Source organism: Pseudoxanthomonas sp. CCNWLY206-1 (assembly GCF_039710385.1).
Classification (GTDB): domain Bacteria; phylum Pseudomonadota; class Gammaproteobacteria; order Xanthomonadales; family Xanthomonadaceae; genus Pseudoxanthomonas_A.
The window spans coordinates 484,106-498,318 of the sequence record NZ_JBDKXI010000003.1 but is presented as its reverse complement, the minus strand read 5'-3'; the positions used below and the strand labels follow the sequence as shown (position 1 = coordinate 498,318).

The following is a 14,213-nucleotide window of genomic DNA, read 5'->3' as shown; positions in this document are numbered from 1 at the left end:
TTGTGCGGCGCCTCCCTGAATGAGCCTCCCCGTCCTGGTCATCGGCAACAAGAACTACTCTTCCTGGTCGCTGCGGCCGTGGCTGCTGCTGCGGCATTTCGGCGTGGAATTCAGTGAAATCCGCCTGTTGCTGGACACTCCGGAGTTCTTCGCGGAGATCGGCCGGTATTCGCCGTCGGGCAAAGTACCGGCGCTGCAGGACGGCGGCCTGTCCATCTGGGATTCGCTGGCGATCTGCGAATACGTCAATGAGCGCTGGCTGGATGGACGCGGCTGGCCGAAGGACATGCAAGCGCGGGCCATGGCGCGGACCGCGGCCGCGGAAATGCACTCGGGGTTTGTCGCGTTGCGTTCGCAGCTACCGATGAACAGCCGCCGTCGTCCGGACACATACCGCTGGGACGAAGCCGCACAACGCGACATCGATCGAGTGCAGGCACTGTGGCGCGAGTTGCGGCAGCGCTACGGCGAAGCGGGCGACTTCCTGTTCGGCGAATTCAGCATTGCCGATGCCATGTTCGCACCGGTGGCGATCCGCTTCGACGGTTACGGCGTACCTGTGGATGAAATCGCAATGCGCTACATGCAGGCGCTGTTCGCGCTGCCGGCCATGCGGGAGTGGCGCGAGGCAGCGGACGCCGAAACTGAATTGGTGCCTGGGACGGAGGCGTTCCGTAAACCTGTTTGAGAAACTGGGGCCGGGAGCCGCTGAGCGTGAGCGGCAGGGCTCTTGTTTTTACCTCCCCCTTTTTAAAGGGGGATGACCCGCCATTCGGCGGTTGAAAAGCGTTTGAGGGGGATTTGCTTTTGCTCTTCTAAAGAAGCAAGAGCAAATCCCCCGTAGCCCCCTTTTGCAAAGGGGGCAAAAGCAAGAGCCTACCGTTTACCGCAACACCTTCAGGAAACGTCAATGCGCATCGCCTATCTCGCCGACAACCTGTTCGACGCCCACCTGGTGAAACACGCGCTGGAAGATGCCGGGTTGCCGGCGTTCGTGTTCGGCGAATCGCTGATAGGCGGCATGGGCGAGCTGCCACTGTTCGGCGTGCTACGGGTCTGTGTGCCCGATACGGCATTGCCCGAGGCACGCGAGGTGATCCTTGCGCTAGGGCTGGAATCGCCCCCGGAAGACCCCATATCCGACAGCGACGGGCTAGGCATCCTGCCAGCCTGAGCGATGCGGCGGTTAGTCCGTCGCATCCTCCAAATACAAATGACGAGGTCGACCATGCTGGGTATCGGTGCTTACAAACAACGTTTGCCACGTCCGGAAGAGGCCCTGCCCGGTCGTGCCGAGGCGCTGCCGCTGCAAAATGCCCACTTTGTTCATGGCCGTCCGCTGCGCGGCGGGGCCGGATCGGAGGCCGGCGCGAGCTTCACCGGTTTGCAGAAGGTGCAGTTCGGCATGGGATGCTTCTGGGGCGCGGAGCGCAAGTTCTGGAGCTTGCCGGGCGTTTTTACCACCGCCGTGGGCTACGCCGGCGGCAGCACGCCGAACCCGACCTATGAGGAAGTCTGTTCCGGCATGACCGGCCATACCGAGATGGTGCTGGTGGTCTACGACCCGGCGCAAACCTCGCTCGAAGCGTTGCTGCAAGTGTTCTGGGAGAGTCACGACCCCACCCAGGGCATGCGTCAGGGAAACGACACCGGCACACAGTATCGTTCGGCTATCTATTGCGACACCCAAGCGCAATACGATGCCGCCGTCACTAGCCGCGATGCGTATCAACAGCGCCTGCGCGCAGCCGGCTACGGCGACATCACCACCGAGATCGTGTACCCCGCGCCAGCGTTCTACTACGCCGAGGACTATCACCAGCAATACCTGGCAAAGAATCCCGGCGGTTACTGCGGCATCGGTGGTACCGGTGTGAGTTGCGCGATCGGCCTGGAGGCCTGATCCGGCACGGGCCTGTCGCGATCGGAACCAAACAAAAAGCTTAGACGCGGATCAACGCGGATTACTACGGATAAAGCGTTGAGCTTTATCCGTATTTATCAGTTCTATCCGCGTCCAAAGCGTTTTGCAGAACGTGCGCCGCCTAGGCGTTGACAGTTTCCGCCAAGCGATCGGCAATGCTCTTGCGCAGGCCCACCAGATCCTGGGCGAAGGCGTCGATGCCGCTGGCAAGTTTTTCCTTGGCCATCGCATCCTCTTCCAGCGCTTGCGCGAAGCTCTCGGCGGTCACCGGCGATGCGGTTACCGGCTCTACCTCGCGGGCGACGAGTTTGCGTGGCAGTGGGCCATGATCCTGGCTCAGTTTTTCCAGCAGGTCGGGTGCAATGGTCAGGCGGTCGCAGCCGGCCAGCGCTTCGATCTGCGCAGTAGAGCGAAAGGAGGCGCCCATCACCACCGTGGAGGAACCGCGGCGCTTGAACTCGTCGTATACCCCGCGCACGAACATCACCCCCGGATCTTCATCGATGCTGGCCGGCGTCTGCCCGTGGGCAACATACCAGTCAAGGATGCGGCCCACGAACGGCGAGATCAGGAAAGCGCCGGCTTCGGAGCAAGCCAGTGCCTGGGTCTTGTTGAAGATCAGCGTCAAGTTGCAGTCGATGCCTTCGGCCTGTAGCTGGCGCGCGGCTTCCACGCCTTCCCAGGTGGAAGCGACCTTGATCAGCACGCGCTCGCGCGCGATGCCCAGGCCGGCGTACATCGCAATGAACTTGTGCGCTTTTTTCACGGTCGCGGCAGTGTCGTGCGCCAGATCGGCATCCACCTCGGTGGAGACGCGGCCGGGAATCAATGCGCTCAAACGCGCGCCCACGCCTACGGTCAAACGGTCGGCCACTTCATCGATCAGCGCTTCGGTGGCTGGGCCCTGCTGGCGCGCCCAAGCGAGTTCGCGTTCGATGAGGTCGGTATAGACGGGCAGCACCAGCGCCTTGCGGACCAGCGTGGGATTGGTGGTGCAATCGACCGGTTTGAGCCGCTGGATTGCTTCGTAATCGCCGGTGTCGGCGACTACCACGGAAAGTTCGCGTAACTGGTCCAATTTGGAAGGCGTCGCAGCGGTATTCATCGGTTCTCTTCGTGGGGAATCGGGAAGGGGCCCGCAAGTATGCCCGGGAATGGCTGGCGCTTCAGCTTCCAGAAGCGCGGGAGAGATATCGGGTTCGGTATCTCAATATGCGGGTCCTGCCGCCTGACGATTTGCTAGGCGGCCTTCGGCTTTGGACGGATCACGGCGGAGCCGGTCTTCCCGGCGGAGGTTCTCGAACTGGTGTCGACTGACAGCAGATCGGCGGGCAGGGCGCGGATGATTTTGGCCAGTTCGGTCAAAAAATCGCTCATGGCCGAACTCTTGCGCCAGACCATGGCGATCTGGCGACTGGGGTGTGAGTCGCTGAAGCCCAGCAGGTGGATATTTTCCGAACGCGCCACGGGCGGCTTTACCGCCAGCGTAGGCAGTAGCGTGATGCCTACGTTGGCCGCCACCATCTGCCGCAGCGTTTCCAGGCTGGTCGCACGGAATTCGGAACGTTCGTTGGCACCGGAGATACGGCAGACATCCAGCGCCTGTTCGCGCAGGCAGTGGCCATCCTCCAGCAGCAACAATTTTTGCTCGGACAGCTCGCGCAGGCTCAGCGATTCGCGTTGGGCCAGCGGATGGGATTCCGGCACCGCCAATACGAAGGGTTCTTCGAACAGGAACTCCGTATGCAGTTGTTCATCCTGCACCGGCAACGCCAGCAACCCAGCATCCAATTTGCCTTCACGCAGGTAGGACAGCAGCAGGTCGCTCTTTTCTTCGACCAGCAGCAGCTCCAGGTGCGGGAAACGTGCGCGGATGCTCGGCACGATATGCGGCAGCAGATACGGTCCCAGGGTGGGGAAAATGCCCAAGCGCACCGTGCCCGCTTCCGGGTCCTGGCTGCGTCGGGCGGCTTCCTTCATTTGTTCCACTTCCGCCACGATGCGCCGGGCGCGCTCCGCGGCATCGCGGCCAGCCGGCGTCAGCATCACCTTGCGCGGCGCGCGCTCCACCAGCGAGACGCCCAATTCGTCCTCGAGCTTCTTGATCTGGGTGGACAGTGTAGGTTGGCTGACGAAGCAGGCAGCGGCGGCATGGCCGAAATGCTTGTGGTCAGCCAGCGCCACCAAGTACTTGAGATCGCGAAGATTCATGGCGGGCCGCTCCTGAGCCGATGGCAGCCACTTTAGCGGGAAAATTACCCGCTGCGCTGGCTGTGGGGAGTGAAGTCGTCGCTGCGCGGCGGTGAAGGGTGAAGTCGCGCCTTTGGCGCTGCAAAGGGTAAACGGCAAACGATTGTCCGCCGTTCCCCTTGGCAGGCGGCGTCACCGCCGACTTTGCCCTTCACGGCCCGCGTAGCGGGCGACTTCCCTACCTAGTCTTCAGGCCGCCACCGCATCCGGGGCTTCGGCGGGAGCCGAGGTCCGGATTAGGTGATCGAACGCGCTGAGCGCCGCCTTGGAGCCTTCGCCCATCGCTATCACGATCTGCTTGTACGGCACCGTGGTGGCGTCGCCGGCGGCGAACACGCCCGGCACTGAGGTCTGGCCGCGGTCGTCAACGATGATCTCGCCGCGCGGCGACAGCGCTACCGTGCCCTTCAGCCATTCGGTGTTCGGCAGCAAGCCGATCTGCACGAAGATGCCTTCCAGCTCCAGACGATGCGAATCGCCGCCCGCGCGGTCCTTGTAGACCAGGCCGGTGACCTTGCTTCCGTCGCCCAATACTTCCGTGGTTTGCGCGTTGGTAATGACGCGTACGTTGGGCATGCTGTGCAGCTTGCGCTGCAGCACCGCATCGGCGCGCAGTTGGGTGTCGAATTCGATCAAGGTGACATGGCTGACGATACCGGCCAAGTCGATGGCCGCTTCCACGCCGGAGTTGCCGCCACCGATCACCGCTACGCGCTTGCCCTTGAACAACGGGCCGTCGCAATGAGGGCAGTAGGCAACGCCTTTGTTTCGGTATTCGTTTTCGCCAGGCACATTCATCTGCCTCCAGCGCGCGCCGGTGGACAAGACCACTGTCTTGGCTTGCAGCGCGGCGCCATTGGCCAGCTGCACTTCTATCAAGTCCTTGCCGGGCACCAGCTTCTGGGCCAGCTGCAGGTTCATTACGTCGACGTCGTACTCATTGACGTGCTGCTCCAACGCGGCGGCGAGCTTGGGGCCTTCGGTATATGACACCGAAATGAAGTTCTCGATCGCCATCGTGTCCAGCACTTGTCCACCGAAGCGTTCGGCTGCAATGCCGGTGCGGATGCCTTTGCGTGCCGCATAGATCGCAGCGGCAGCGCCAGCCGGACCACCACCCACCACCAGCACGTCGAACGGCGCCTTGGCCTTGATCTGCTCGACGGCACGGCCAGCCGCGCCCGTATCCAGCTTGGCCAGAATCTGTTCGATGGTCATACGGCCCTGGTCGAATGGCTGGCCGTTGAGGAATATCGTCGGCACCGACATTATTTCGCGCGCTTCGACTTCTTGCTGGTATAGCGCGCCATCAATCGCCACGTGCTGGATACTCGGGTTCAGCACGCTCATCAGATTCAGTGCCTGCACCGTGTCCGGGCAGCTCTGGCACGACAGCGACATGAAGGTCTCGAAGCGAAGCTTGCCGTCTTTGGCAGACAAGTCCAGATCGCGCACCTGAGCGATCAGGTCGTCCGAGATCTTGGGCGGATGACCGCCGACCTGCAGCAGCGCCAGCACCAGCGAGGTGAATTCGTGGCCGAGCGGAATAGCGGCGAAGCGCACACCGATATCGGTGCCGACGCGGTTGATCGCGAACGAAGGTCTACGCGCATCGTCGTCGCGCCGTGCGTAGGCGATCTTGTCCGACAGCGAAGCGATTTCTTGCAGCAGGGCTTCCAGCTCACGCGACTTGTCGCCATCGTCCAGCGAGGCAACCAGTTCGATCGGCTGCGTGAGTTTTTCCAGGTAAGCCTTCAATTGGGTTTGCAGGTTGGCGTCCAACATGTGGCAGCTCCATAAAGCGAGAGAAGAAGAGTGTTGCGAAGACGCTTGCAGAAGCGGCTTGAACCACCGGCGGGGAGAGGGGGGGCCGGTTGGGGAGTCCGGTGGCGGCGCAAGCCGCTGCTGCAAGCATCCAGAGAACATCTGTCTGGAGGGTATTGGTACCCGGGCCGTAGCCCGGATACCGAAGCATGTTGCTAAAGCGTGCTTACAAAGCGATTCGCTGGTGCGAGATACCCGCACCAGCGAAACCACGCGAATCAGATCTTGCCGACCAGATCCAGCGAGGGCTTCAGCGTTTCAGCGCCTTCCTTCCACTTGGCCGGGCACACTTCACCCGGATGCGAAGCAACGTACAGAGCCGCCCGGACTTTGCGCAGCAGTTCGCTGGCGTCGCGGCCGATGCCGTTGTCGTGGATCTCGTACAACTTGATCTGGCCTTCCGGGTTGATCACGAAGGTGCCGCGCAGCGCCAAGCCTTCTTCCTCGATCATCACTTCGAAGTTGCGGGTCAGGGTGCCGGTGGGGTCGCCGATCAGCGGGTACTGCACCTTCTTGATGGCTTCCGAGGTGTCGTGCCACGCCTTGTGGGCGAAATGAGTGTCGGTGGACACGCCATAGACTTCAACGCCAAGCCGTTGGAACTCGGCGTAGTTGTCAGCGAGATCTTCCAGTTCGGTCGGGCACACAAAGGTGAAGTCGGCCGGGTAGAACACCACCACCGACCACTTGCCCTTGAAGCTGGCGTCGGTCACTTCGATGAATTCGCCGTTGTGGTATGCGGTCGCTTTGAAGGGTTTGACTTGCGTATTGATCAGGGACATCAGTAATCCTCTTTGGGAGCGGGGTGGGATGTGACAGGGGGCCATCTTAGGTAGGCTTCATTGATATATTAAATCAATTAACAAAATTATTCAGATAGCTTTTATCTATTGATGTGATTGTCTTAGCCAGACTGCTCGGAAGCCGAGCGACCCTAGTGCAGGCCGCCTCTTGAAAACGTGAGGGCAGAGCCAGTCGCTCTCAACCGCTACCATGCGCTCCATGGAAACCGATGCCCCGATGCGGCTGGATGCCCTGCTGCGTGACGCAGCCGCGCAGCTGCCGTTACCCGAAAGCCGCTACGAAGTCGAACACCTGCTGATGCATGTGTTGCAGCAGGACCGCGCATGGTTGTTTGCACATGCGACGGACCTTGTTCCTGCCGGTGTGCAGACGGAATTCAGCGCATTGCTGCGGCGGCGTATCGGCGGCGAGCCGGTCGCCTATCTCACCGGCAAACGCAATTTTTGGACGCTGGAACTGAAAGTCACGCCGGATACATTGATCCCGCGGCCCGAGACCGAGTTGCTGGTGGAGCTGGCACTGGAGCGGCTGCCAGAGAACGCGCTTCATGCAGTGGCTGATCTGGGCACCGGCAGCGGTGCCATAGCGCTGGCGATCGCCTGTGAGCGACCAAACACGCCGGTTATCGGTACGGACGTCAGCGCCGCCGCCCTGACCGTCGCGCATGAGAACGCGCGTGCCAACAACGTCCACAACGTCGAATTCCGCCACGGTAGTTGGTTCGCGCCGCTGGCCGGAGAGCGGTTCCAGATCGTTGTCAGCAATCCGCCCTATATCGCGGCAGGCGACCCGCACCTGCGGCAGGGTGATCTGCGATTCGAACCCGCCGGCGCGCTGGCTTCGGGCGTTGACGGCCTGGACGCCATCCGCGAGATCACAGCCCGGGCGCCGGGTCACCTGGTTGCTGGGGGCTGGTTGTTGTTGGAACACGGGTGGGAACAAGGTGAATCCATACGAGCGTTGTTGACGCAAGCCGGATTCGCTGAGGTTTCCACCGCGAAGGATCTGGAAGAGCGAGATCGGGTGACGCTGGGCCGCATCTCGGGATAACGGGATGAAGTTCTTTTTCGCATAGGCGGCCCCACATCCGCCGTCGTAGGAACGCCGTCTCGGCGCGAGCTCTCCGTTCTCAGGTTTCTCAGTCGACCGCCTGGGGATCGTCCCCGTCCGGCGATCCCTCAAGCAGTTGCTGTAGCGAGGGCTGCATCTCGCGCTGCCAGATCGCGTAACCCGTAGCGTTCGGGTGCAGAAGATCGGGCATGACGTCCTTCGACAGCGTGCCGTCGGCGGCGGTCAGCGCGGCGTTAATATTCAGGAAGTACACGTGGCGTCCGTCGGCGTCGCGCGCTATGAGCCGGTTCACACGCTCATTGATGTCGCGCAGGGAATCCTTGGGTTTCTCACCGCGCGGAAAAATGGCAAGCAGCAGCACTTTTGTGCCCGGTAGGCGCAGGCGGATCTCGTCGATGAGACGTTTGACGCCAGCAGCCGTGGTCTCCGGGTTCTCGGCACGGTGGCCGGTGTTGTTGGTGCCGATCATCAGCACCGTCACCTTGGGCGCGAGGCCGTCTAGTTCGCCGTGCTGTAGACGCCACAGCACGTTTTCCGTGCGGTCGCCGCTGAAGCCAAGATTCAGCGCGTGGTAGCGGGCATAGTGCCGTTGCCAGATTTCGCGGCCCTCTTTTTCCCAGCCCTGGGTGATGGAATCACCGATGAAGACCACTTCAGGGGCGCGGCCAGTCGCTATGAGCTTGCGCGCCTCCGCCAGCTTCTCCTCATGACGCGGCAGCCACCAGTCGACCGACCACGATTCGTTCAACGTCGATGGCGTCACTGATTCGGTGCGGTAGTCGGGGCAGTTCGTGTTCGGTTTGCCGTCGCCCACGAAACGCACGTTGGCGACGCTGACGCGGCCGCGGCCGTTGCCCTCGAGCTGGAACGGCAGTTTCACCTTCGAGAAGTCGGCGCCTTCGCGCATGAAGCAGGTCATCGCCAATGACACGTGCTGCGGGCCCTTGCCGGCGTGGACGCGCGCCTGATCCATCAGGCTCACGCTGCGCTCGCAGCCTTCACCGCAGTCGAGCTTGACCTTGACGGCGCCCTGAGCCATGTCGGCGACATCCAGGTCCAGCTCGAGCGTGCCCCCGAGATAGGGGCGCAAGTCCAGTGGCCGTGGACTCTCAATGCGCAGCGTGGCAAGCCAGAGATCCTTCCAGTCGAACCGCAGCGTTTCGCGGCGGCCGTCACGGCCTTCGGCGCTGGCGCCGGCATGACTGTCTCGCGCGTACTCGGCGGTGGGTCGTGGCGCGACCACGCTGGTGCCGCTCAGTTCGGCCCGGTTCTCCCAATGGCCGACAGTAATGCGCCACGCGTCAGCGGGCGCGGGAAGAATAACCAGGCCGCCGGCGGCAGCCGCTGGAATGCCAGTGGCGCAGATGGCGAGCGAAACGGCGAGCAACCGCTTGGCGGCCGCACGGATTCGGGTGTGGAGGGTGTATCTCATGGTGATGGCAAGTATGTCGAAAGAGGCGAGCCAATAGAGCATGCGCAGCGGGACACGGATCGACGTCGTCCCGTTCCATGTCCCAAAAGTTCAGGTCGGTGGCGCGAACGCGGCGGCGAACGCCGCCGCGCTCATGCGCCGATGGAAGACATCGGCCGGCCGGAGAAACCGGCGTCTCGGTCAGCAGTGCGTCATCATCTCGCTTCGCCGACGATGGCGTTGATCAAACCGGTGTGGACCGGCTGACCGGTCGCTCGGTCGAACAGGCCGAACTGGTGGTTGCTCGTGTAGCCGTTATCCCAGTAGACCGGCACGATGCCGCGCTGGAACGCCGCGCGTGTGACGTACCGATTCCACTGGGTGCGATAGGTTTGCGCCGGGTCGTACTCGGTGCGCAGGATGGCGCCGTATTCGCCCATGATCACCGGTACTCCCTGGTCGACGAAACGCGTCTTCATCTTCTGGAACTGAGCATCCACGTACGCCTCGTTGGCCCAGGTTTCGGTCGCTGCGGGATTGGTCGCGGTCGCGCCCCATTGCCAGATGGTGCTGGCATCGTTGAGCGCGAAGTTGTACGGATCGTAGTAATGGATCTCCATCATCAGACGGTTGGGTGCGCTGTCGCTGGGAATGGTGGCGAAGTTGTAGGCGTGGTCGACGTTGGTGTTGAAGCCCTGCACGATCAGATGACGGCTGGCGTTATTGCCGCCGGTAGCACGCACCGCGTTTACGAATGTCTGGTTGAAGCTGTTCTGCACCGTGTAGTACTCGGTCGTCGGCGTGCCGTAGTCGCCATCGACCATGACTTCGTTGGTGCCGGCGAACATCAGCGTGTCGTCGTAGTTCTTGAAGTTGTTACCGATCTGCGTCCAGAACTTAGTCAGGCGCGCGTTGACGGTCGCCTGCTGGGCATAGGTTGGCTGCATCCAGCCGCCGTCCCAATGGACGTTGATCATCACGTACAGGCCCGCATTGCGTGCGTAGTTCACCACTTCGGTTACACGCGCCATCCAGCTGGCGCCGATATTGTCATTGGCGTCGGAGTATTGCTTCCACGACACCGGGATGCGCACGGTCTTGAAGCCGGCAGCCTTGACCGCATTCATCAGTGCCTGGTTCACCAACGGGTTGCCCCAGTTGGTTTCGCCGCCAATGGCTTCCAGCGAATTGCCTACGTTCCAGCCGGGCGACATCAACTTGGAGATCTGAAGACTGGTCTGGTTGCGCATGCCAGGTACCGTGACCCCGAACAGCTGCGTGGTCCGTGTGCCGCAGGCGTTGGTGTAGGTGGCTGCCGCCGTGCAACTGGCGGACGCCGTGAAGGTTTGCTCTCGCGATGTGCCAGACCTTCCGCAACCGCTCCAGGACCATGAGCCACTGGACACCGGTTGCGGACCGAGCACCAGTGGCGTGCCGGCTGCCACGCTCACTGTCGAAACCGACGACCACGCGCCGTTGAGTTTGACGTAAGGTGTCACCGTAGTGGCGTTGCAAGACGTATTGCGAACAGCCGACGCCGCTGCCGAATCGTAGCTGCTGCCGGTGGCGGTGAATTTGACCCAGTACCAATACTGCGTGCCGGCAACCGCGGTGGTGTCGGTGTAGCTGCGCGCTGCCGCATCGAGGGTGGCGAGTCTGGTGCGGCCGCTCGGATTGCTGCTGGTGTTGCGGTAGACCTGCAGTCCGGTCGCCGGACCGTTGACGGTCCAGCCGAGCCGGACGTTTTCGGATGCTCCGGTTGCGCCCAGGCAAACGGTGGTACCGCCGCCGCTGCCGCAGCTTTGCGCGTGAGAGGGCTGGGCGAAGCTGAGGCCGAAGAGAATAAGTACTGCCGCGAGCGAAGACTTCATCAGGAAGGACCTTTCAAGAGTTGAGTTCGCTCGCGGCGAATGCGGGGCGAACAGAGCGGGGTTGTTTCGGAGAAGCCGGCATGAAGATGACGGCCGACGCGGGATAAATTCAGCGTGATTGCAACGTGTGCGATGGTTCTATCGATTGCGTGGTGCGGATCCACAATCGATGTCGATTGGCAACGCTGTCAAGTCGCGTCGCATCAATATCAAACTGGAATATTTGTATGTCAAAAAAGGTATAAGAATCAGTGATTACGTACTGCATCCTTTACTAATCTATTCCGCCTAACTGAGATGAATTGCGATGACGGTTATTCGCAGGCGTGATAGACGCAGTCGTTCGTTCTGCTCATTGGCAGGAGCGACGTGAGTCGCGATGAAGTCTTCCCATGAAAGCGTCACCGCGACTCGCGTCGCTCCTGCAGGAAACCATCCCATGGCCTCCATCGCATCGGAATCCAAATGGAGGAACCCAGGTCGCCTGGCGACGCTCCAGACAACGCTTTGGGCAAGTAAAGAAACCCAGGCGACCAGGTCGGCTAAACTAGGTTCCTGTCCTATTGGGAACCACCTATGCGCACGCTTTATCCAGACCTCGAACCTTTCGACATCGGAACGCTCAAGGTCGATGATCGGCATACGCTCTACTACGAGCAGTGTGGCAATCCGAATGGCAAGCCGGTGGTGTTGCTGCACGGTGGCCCGGGTGCCGGGTGCAGTCCCAAGATGCGGCGTTTCCATGACCCATCCAAGTACCGCATCGTGCTGTTCGATCAGCGCGGCTCCGGTCGTTCCCGGCCGCATGCCGACCTGGTGGGAAATACCACCTGGGATCTGGTTGCCGACATCGAAAAATTGCGGGAAACATTGGGCATCGCCCGGTGGCAGGTATTCGGAGGCAGTTGGGGATCGACGCTGGCGTTGGCGTACGCGCAGGCCCATCCCACACGGGTGACCGAGCTGGTGCTGCGGGGCATCTTCATGCTGCGCCGTTGGGAACTGGAATGGTTCTACCAGGAAGGCGCCTCGCGGCTGTTCCCCGATGCCTGGGAGCACTACCTCGCCGCGATCCCGCCGGTGGAACGCCACGACCTGATCTCGGCCTTTCATCGTCGCCTGACCTCGGACGATGCGAAGACCCGGTTGGCCGCAGCTCGCGCCTGGAGCGTGTGGGAAGGTGCGACCAGCTTCCTTCATGTGGATCAGGACTTCGTCAGCGGCCACGAAGACGAGGAGTTCGCACTGGCATTCGCTCGCATCGAGAATCATTATTTCGTCAACGGCGGCTTCTTTGAAGTCGAGGATCAGTTGCTGCGTGACGCTGGTCGTATCGCTGACATTCCTGGCGTGATCGTGCATGGCCGCTACGATGTGGTCTGCCCTGTCGCCAACGCCTGGGAACTACACAAGGCCTGGCCGAAAGCGAAGCTGGAAATCACCCCGGCGTCCGGCCATTCGGCATTCGAGGCTGAGAACGTCGACGCGTTGGTTCGCGCGACGGACGCGTTCGCTTGAGCGTACGTCCGTAAAACTGGCTTGTTTGATTTTTAATTAGCGGTGGGCCCGGCCCATCCTGCGAGGAAAGGAAATGTCGGACGAAGAAACGCGGGTAGTCAAGGACAGCAATGGAACGCCGTTGCACGATGGCGATTCCGTTACCTTGATCAAGGATCTGAAGGTAAAAGGGACGTCGGTGACGCTAAAGCGCGGCACCTTGGTCAAGAATATCCGCCTGACGGACGATGAAGGCGAGATCGAATGCAATGCGGAGAAGGTCAAGGGGCTGGTGCTGAAGACCGAGTTTTTGAAAAAGGCTTGAGTTGTTGTAAAGGCATGAAGGGTAAGGTCGGTGGCTGTGCCGCCTGTAAAGAGTAAAGAGTGCGAGGATCTATTTGCTGTTTGCAGCCCGCGAAGCGGGCGAGTTCACTGTTCACCCCAGCCGGAGATTGACCATGTCTGAGTTACGCAAGCAGGCGCACGAGTTCGATCAGGAATTGCTGGATCTCTACGATTACTACGTCCACGGCCAAATAGATCGTCGCGGCTTTCTAAGCCGGGCCGCCAAGTTCGCCGTCGGTGGGTTGACGGCCGTTACGCTGCTCGATTTACTCAGCCCGCAATACGCGCTGGCGGAACAAGTGCCCGCTAACGACCCGCGTGTTGTGTCCGAATACCGCAAGTTTCCGTCGCCGGAGGGGAGCGGCGAAGGCCGCGGACTGTTGGCGCGGCCGAAAGATGCGAAAGGCAAGCGTCCGGTGGTTCTGGTTATCCACGAGAACCGGGGCCTCAACCCTTACATCGAGGATGTGGCCAGACGGTTGGCAGCGCAGGGATTCATCGCTTTCGCTCCGGACGCGCTGTATCCGGTGGGCGGTTATCCGGGCAATGATGACAAGGGCAGGGAACTGCAGGCCACGCTGGATAGAGAGAAAATCGCCCGCGACTTTGTGGCCGCCGCCCGTTATGTTCACGACTTGCCCGACAGCAATGGCAAGTTAGGCGTGATCGGCTTCTGCTTCGGCGGTTGGTTGACGAGTGTGTTGGCTTCGCGCTTGCCCGATCTGGTCGACGCGGGTGTGCCGTACTACGGCGGCCCACCTACGGCGGAAGAAGCTGCGCGCATCAAGGCGCCGTTGCTGTTGCAGTTCGCAGAACTGGATACACGGGTCAATGAAGGATGGCCAGGCTACGAGCAAGCGCTGAAAAAAGCCGGCGTGGATTACACCGCTTACGTCTACCCCGGCGTCAATCACGGCTTCCACAACGACACCACGCCACGCTACGACAAGACGGCCGCCGAGCTGTCATGGGAGCGGACGATCGCCTTTTTCAAGAAGCGTCTTGAGTAATCAGAGGGCGGTTCAGTCCCCCTCGTAGAGCGGAGCTTGCTCCGCTGCTTTTTTCCGTATGCGGGACGAAGAGCAGCCGAGCGAGCTCGGCTCTACGAGAAGCGGTCTGCGTGGCTATTCGTCATCGCCTGCCGTTGCGACGGATTCATCGCTACTGCCCCGTTGCTAACGTGGCGCGCAGCTCGGCTCTACATAGGTTTCATGAA

Annotated in this window: 12 protein-coding genes and 1 pseudogene; 7 read left to right on the top strand and 6 right to left on the bottom strand. The window is 61.4% G+C overall.

What is annotated here, in order from left to right; all coding sequences use genetic code 11:
- The first annotated feature begins 19 nt into the window (after positions 1-19).
- The 3 genes from AADW18_RS09960 to msrA all read left to right on the top strand — a co-directional run bounded on the left by AADW18_RS09960 (position 20) and on the right by msrA (position 1,903).
- Positions 20-688: a glutathione S-transferase family protein gene (locus AADW18_RS09960; protein WP_337343209.1), complete on the top strand. Its 669-nt coding sequence runs from the start codon at positions 20-22 to the stop codon at positions 686-688.
- A gap of 222 nt (positions 689-910) precedes the next feature.
- A complete protein-coding gene (locus tag AADW18_RS09955) occupies positions 911-1,174 on the top strand; it encodes a DUF2007 domain-containing protein (protein ID WP_337343208.1) in 264 nt (87 codons plus the stop codon).
- Between the two features lie 54 nt (positions 1,175-1,228).
- Positions 1,229-1,903, top strand: coding sequence for a peptide-methionine (S)-S-oxide reductase MsrA (msrA, locus tag AADW18_RS09950; RefSeq protein ID WP_337343307.1), 675 nt, complete (start codon positions 1,229-1,231; stop codon positions 1,901-1,903).
- Between the two features lie 142 nt (positions 1,904-2,045).
- Here msrA and AADW18_RS09945 read toward each other — a convergent pair whose 3' ends face one another.
- The 4 genes from AADW18_RS09945 to ahpC all read right to left on the bottom strand — a co-directional run bounded on the left by AADW18_RS09945 (position 2,046) and on the right by ahpC (position 6,780).
- Positions 2,046-3,029 carry a transaldolase gene (locus tag AADW18_RS09945; RefSeq protein WP_337343207.1) on the bottom strand — a complete coding sequence of 328 codons (984 nt, stop codon included), beginning with the start codon at positions 3,027-3,029 and terminating at the stop codon, positions 2,046-2,048.
- A 134-nt stretch (positions 3,030-3,163) separates the two neighbouring features.
- Entirely contained in the window at positions 3,164-4,135 is a 972-nt protein-coding gene (oxyR, locus tag AADW18_RS09940) for a DNA-binding transcriptional regulator OxyR (RefSeq protein WP_337343206.1), read from the bottom strand.
- A 228-nt stretch (positions 4,136-4,363) separates the two neighbouring features.
- The gene (ahpF, locus tag AADW18_RS09935; protein ID WP_337343205.1) at positions 4,364-5,959 is read right to left on the bottom strand and encodes an alkyl hydroperoxide reductase subunit F; all 1,596 of its coding nucleotides are present in this window, start codon (positions 5,957-5,959) and stop codon (positions 4,364-4,366) included.
- A gap of 257 nt (positions 5,960-6,216) precedes the next feature.
- On the bottom strand, positions 6,217-6,780 hold the full coding sequence (ahpC, locus tag AADW18_RS09930) for an alkyl hydroperoxide reductase subunit C (protein ID WP_337343204.1): 564 nt from the start codon (positions 6,778-6,780) through the stop codon (positions 6,217-6,219).
- 211 nt (positions 6,781-6,991) lie between these two features.
- Here ahpC and prmC point away from each other — a divergent pair, with 211 nt between their 5' ends.
- A complete protein-coding gene (gene prmC / locus AADW18_RS09925) occupies positions 6,992-7,852 on the top strand; it encodes a peptide chain release factor N(5)-glutamine methyltransferase (protein ID WP_337343203.1) in 861 nt (286 codons plus the stop codon).
- Between the two features lie 88 nt (positions 7,853-7,940).
- On the opposite strand, the gene AADW18_RS09920 is transcribed toward prmC, so the two are convergent.
- Complete coding sequence (locus AADW18_RS09920) at positions 7,941-9,347, bottom strand: GDSL-type esterase/lipase family protein (RefSeq protein WP_337343202.1); 1,407 nt, start codon at positions 9,345-9,347, stop codon at positions 7,941-7,943.
- A gap of 152 nt (positions 9,348-9,499) precedes the next feature.
- Entirely contained in the window at positions 9,500-11,155 is a 1,656-nt protein-coding gene (locus AADW18_RS09915; protein ID WP_337343201.1) for a glycoside hydrolase family 5 protein, read from the bottom strand.
- A 576-nt stretch (positions 11,156-11,731) separates the two neighbouring features.
- On the opposite strand from AADW18_RS09915, the gene pip reads away from it, so the two are divergent.
- The 3 genes and pseudogenes from pip (at position 11,732) to AADW18_RS09900 (ending at position 14,007) form a co-directional block, all read left to right on the top strand.
- Complete coding sequence (gene pip / locus AADW18_RS09910; RefSeq protein ID WP_337343200.1) at positions 11,732-12,673, top strand: prolyl aminopeptidase; 942 nt, start codon at positions 11,732-11,734, stop codon at positions 12,671-12,673.
- Between the two features lie 76 nt (positions 12,674-12,749).
- Positions 12,750-12,977, top strand: a pseudogene (locus tag AADW18_RS09905) (alkylphosphonate utilization protein); the annotation flags it as partial.
- Between the two features lie 133 nt (positions 12,978-13,110).
- The gene (locus AADW18_RS09900) at positions 13,111-14,007 is read left to right on the top strand and encodes a dienelactone hydrolase family protein (RefSeq protein ID WP_337343199.1); all 897 of its coding nucleotides are present in this window, start codon (positions 13,111-13,113) and stop codon (positions 14,005-14,007) included.
- Positions 14,008-14,213: the final 206 nt, after the last annotated feature.

Coding starts and splice junctions, on each gene's coding strand:
- AADW18_RS09900 (WP_337343199.1), top strand. CDS start 13,111: ATGTCTGAGTTACGCAAGCAGGCGCACGAGTTCGATCAGGAATTGCTG.
- msrA (WP_337343307.1), top strand. CDS start 1,229: ATGCTGGGTATCGGTGCTTACAAACAACGTTTGCCACGTCCGGAAGAG.
- AADW18_RS09920 (WP_337343202.1), bottom strand. CDS start 9,347: ATGCTCTATTGGCTCGCCTCTTTCGACATACTTGCCATCACCATGAGA.
- AADW18_RS09945 (WP_337343207.1), bottom strand. CDS start 3,029: ATGAATACCGCTGCGACGCCTTCCAAATTGGACCAGTTACGCGAACTT.
- AADW18_RS09955 (WP_337343208.1), top strand. CDS start 911: ATGCGCATCGCCTATCTCGCCGACAACCTGTTCGACGCCCACCTGGTG.
- prmC (WP_337343203.1), top strand. CDS start 6,992: ATGCGCTCCATGGAAACCGATGCCCCGATGCGGCTGGATGCCCTGCTG.
- oxyR (WP_337343206.1), bottom strand. CDS start 4,135: ATGAATCTTCGCGATCTCAAGTACTTGGTGGCGCTGGCTGACCACAAG.
- pip (WP_337343200.1), top strand. CDS start 11,732: ATGCGCACGCTTTATCCAGACCTCGAACCTTTCGACATCGGAACGCTC.
- ahpF (WP_337343205.1), bottom strand. CDS start 5,959: ATGTTGGACGCCAACCTGCAAACCCAATTGAAGGCTTACCTGGAAAAA.
- AADW18_RS09915 (WP_337343201.1), bottom strand. CDS start 11,155: ATGAAGTCTTCGCTCGCGGCAGTACTTATTCTCTTCGGCCTCAGCTTC.
- AADW18_RS09960 (WP_337343209.1), top strand. CDS start 20: ATGAGCCTCCCCGTCCTGGTCATCGGCAACAAGAACTACTCTTCCTGG.
- ahpC (WP_337343204.1), bottom strand. CDS start 6,780: ATGTCCCTGATCAATACGCAAGTCAAACCCTTCAAAGCGACCGCATAC.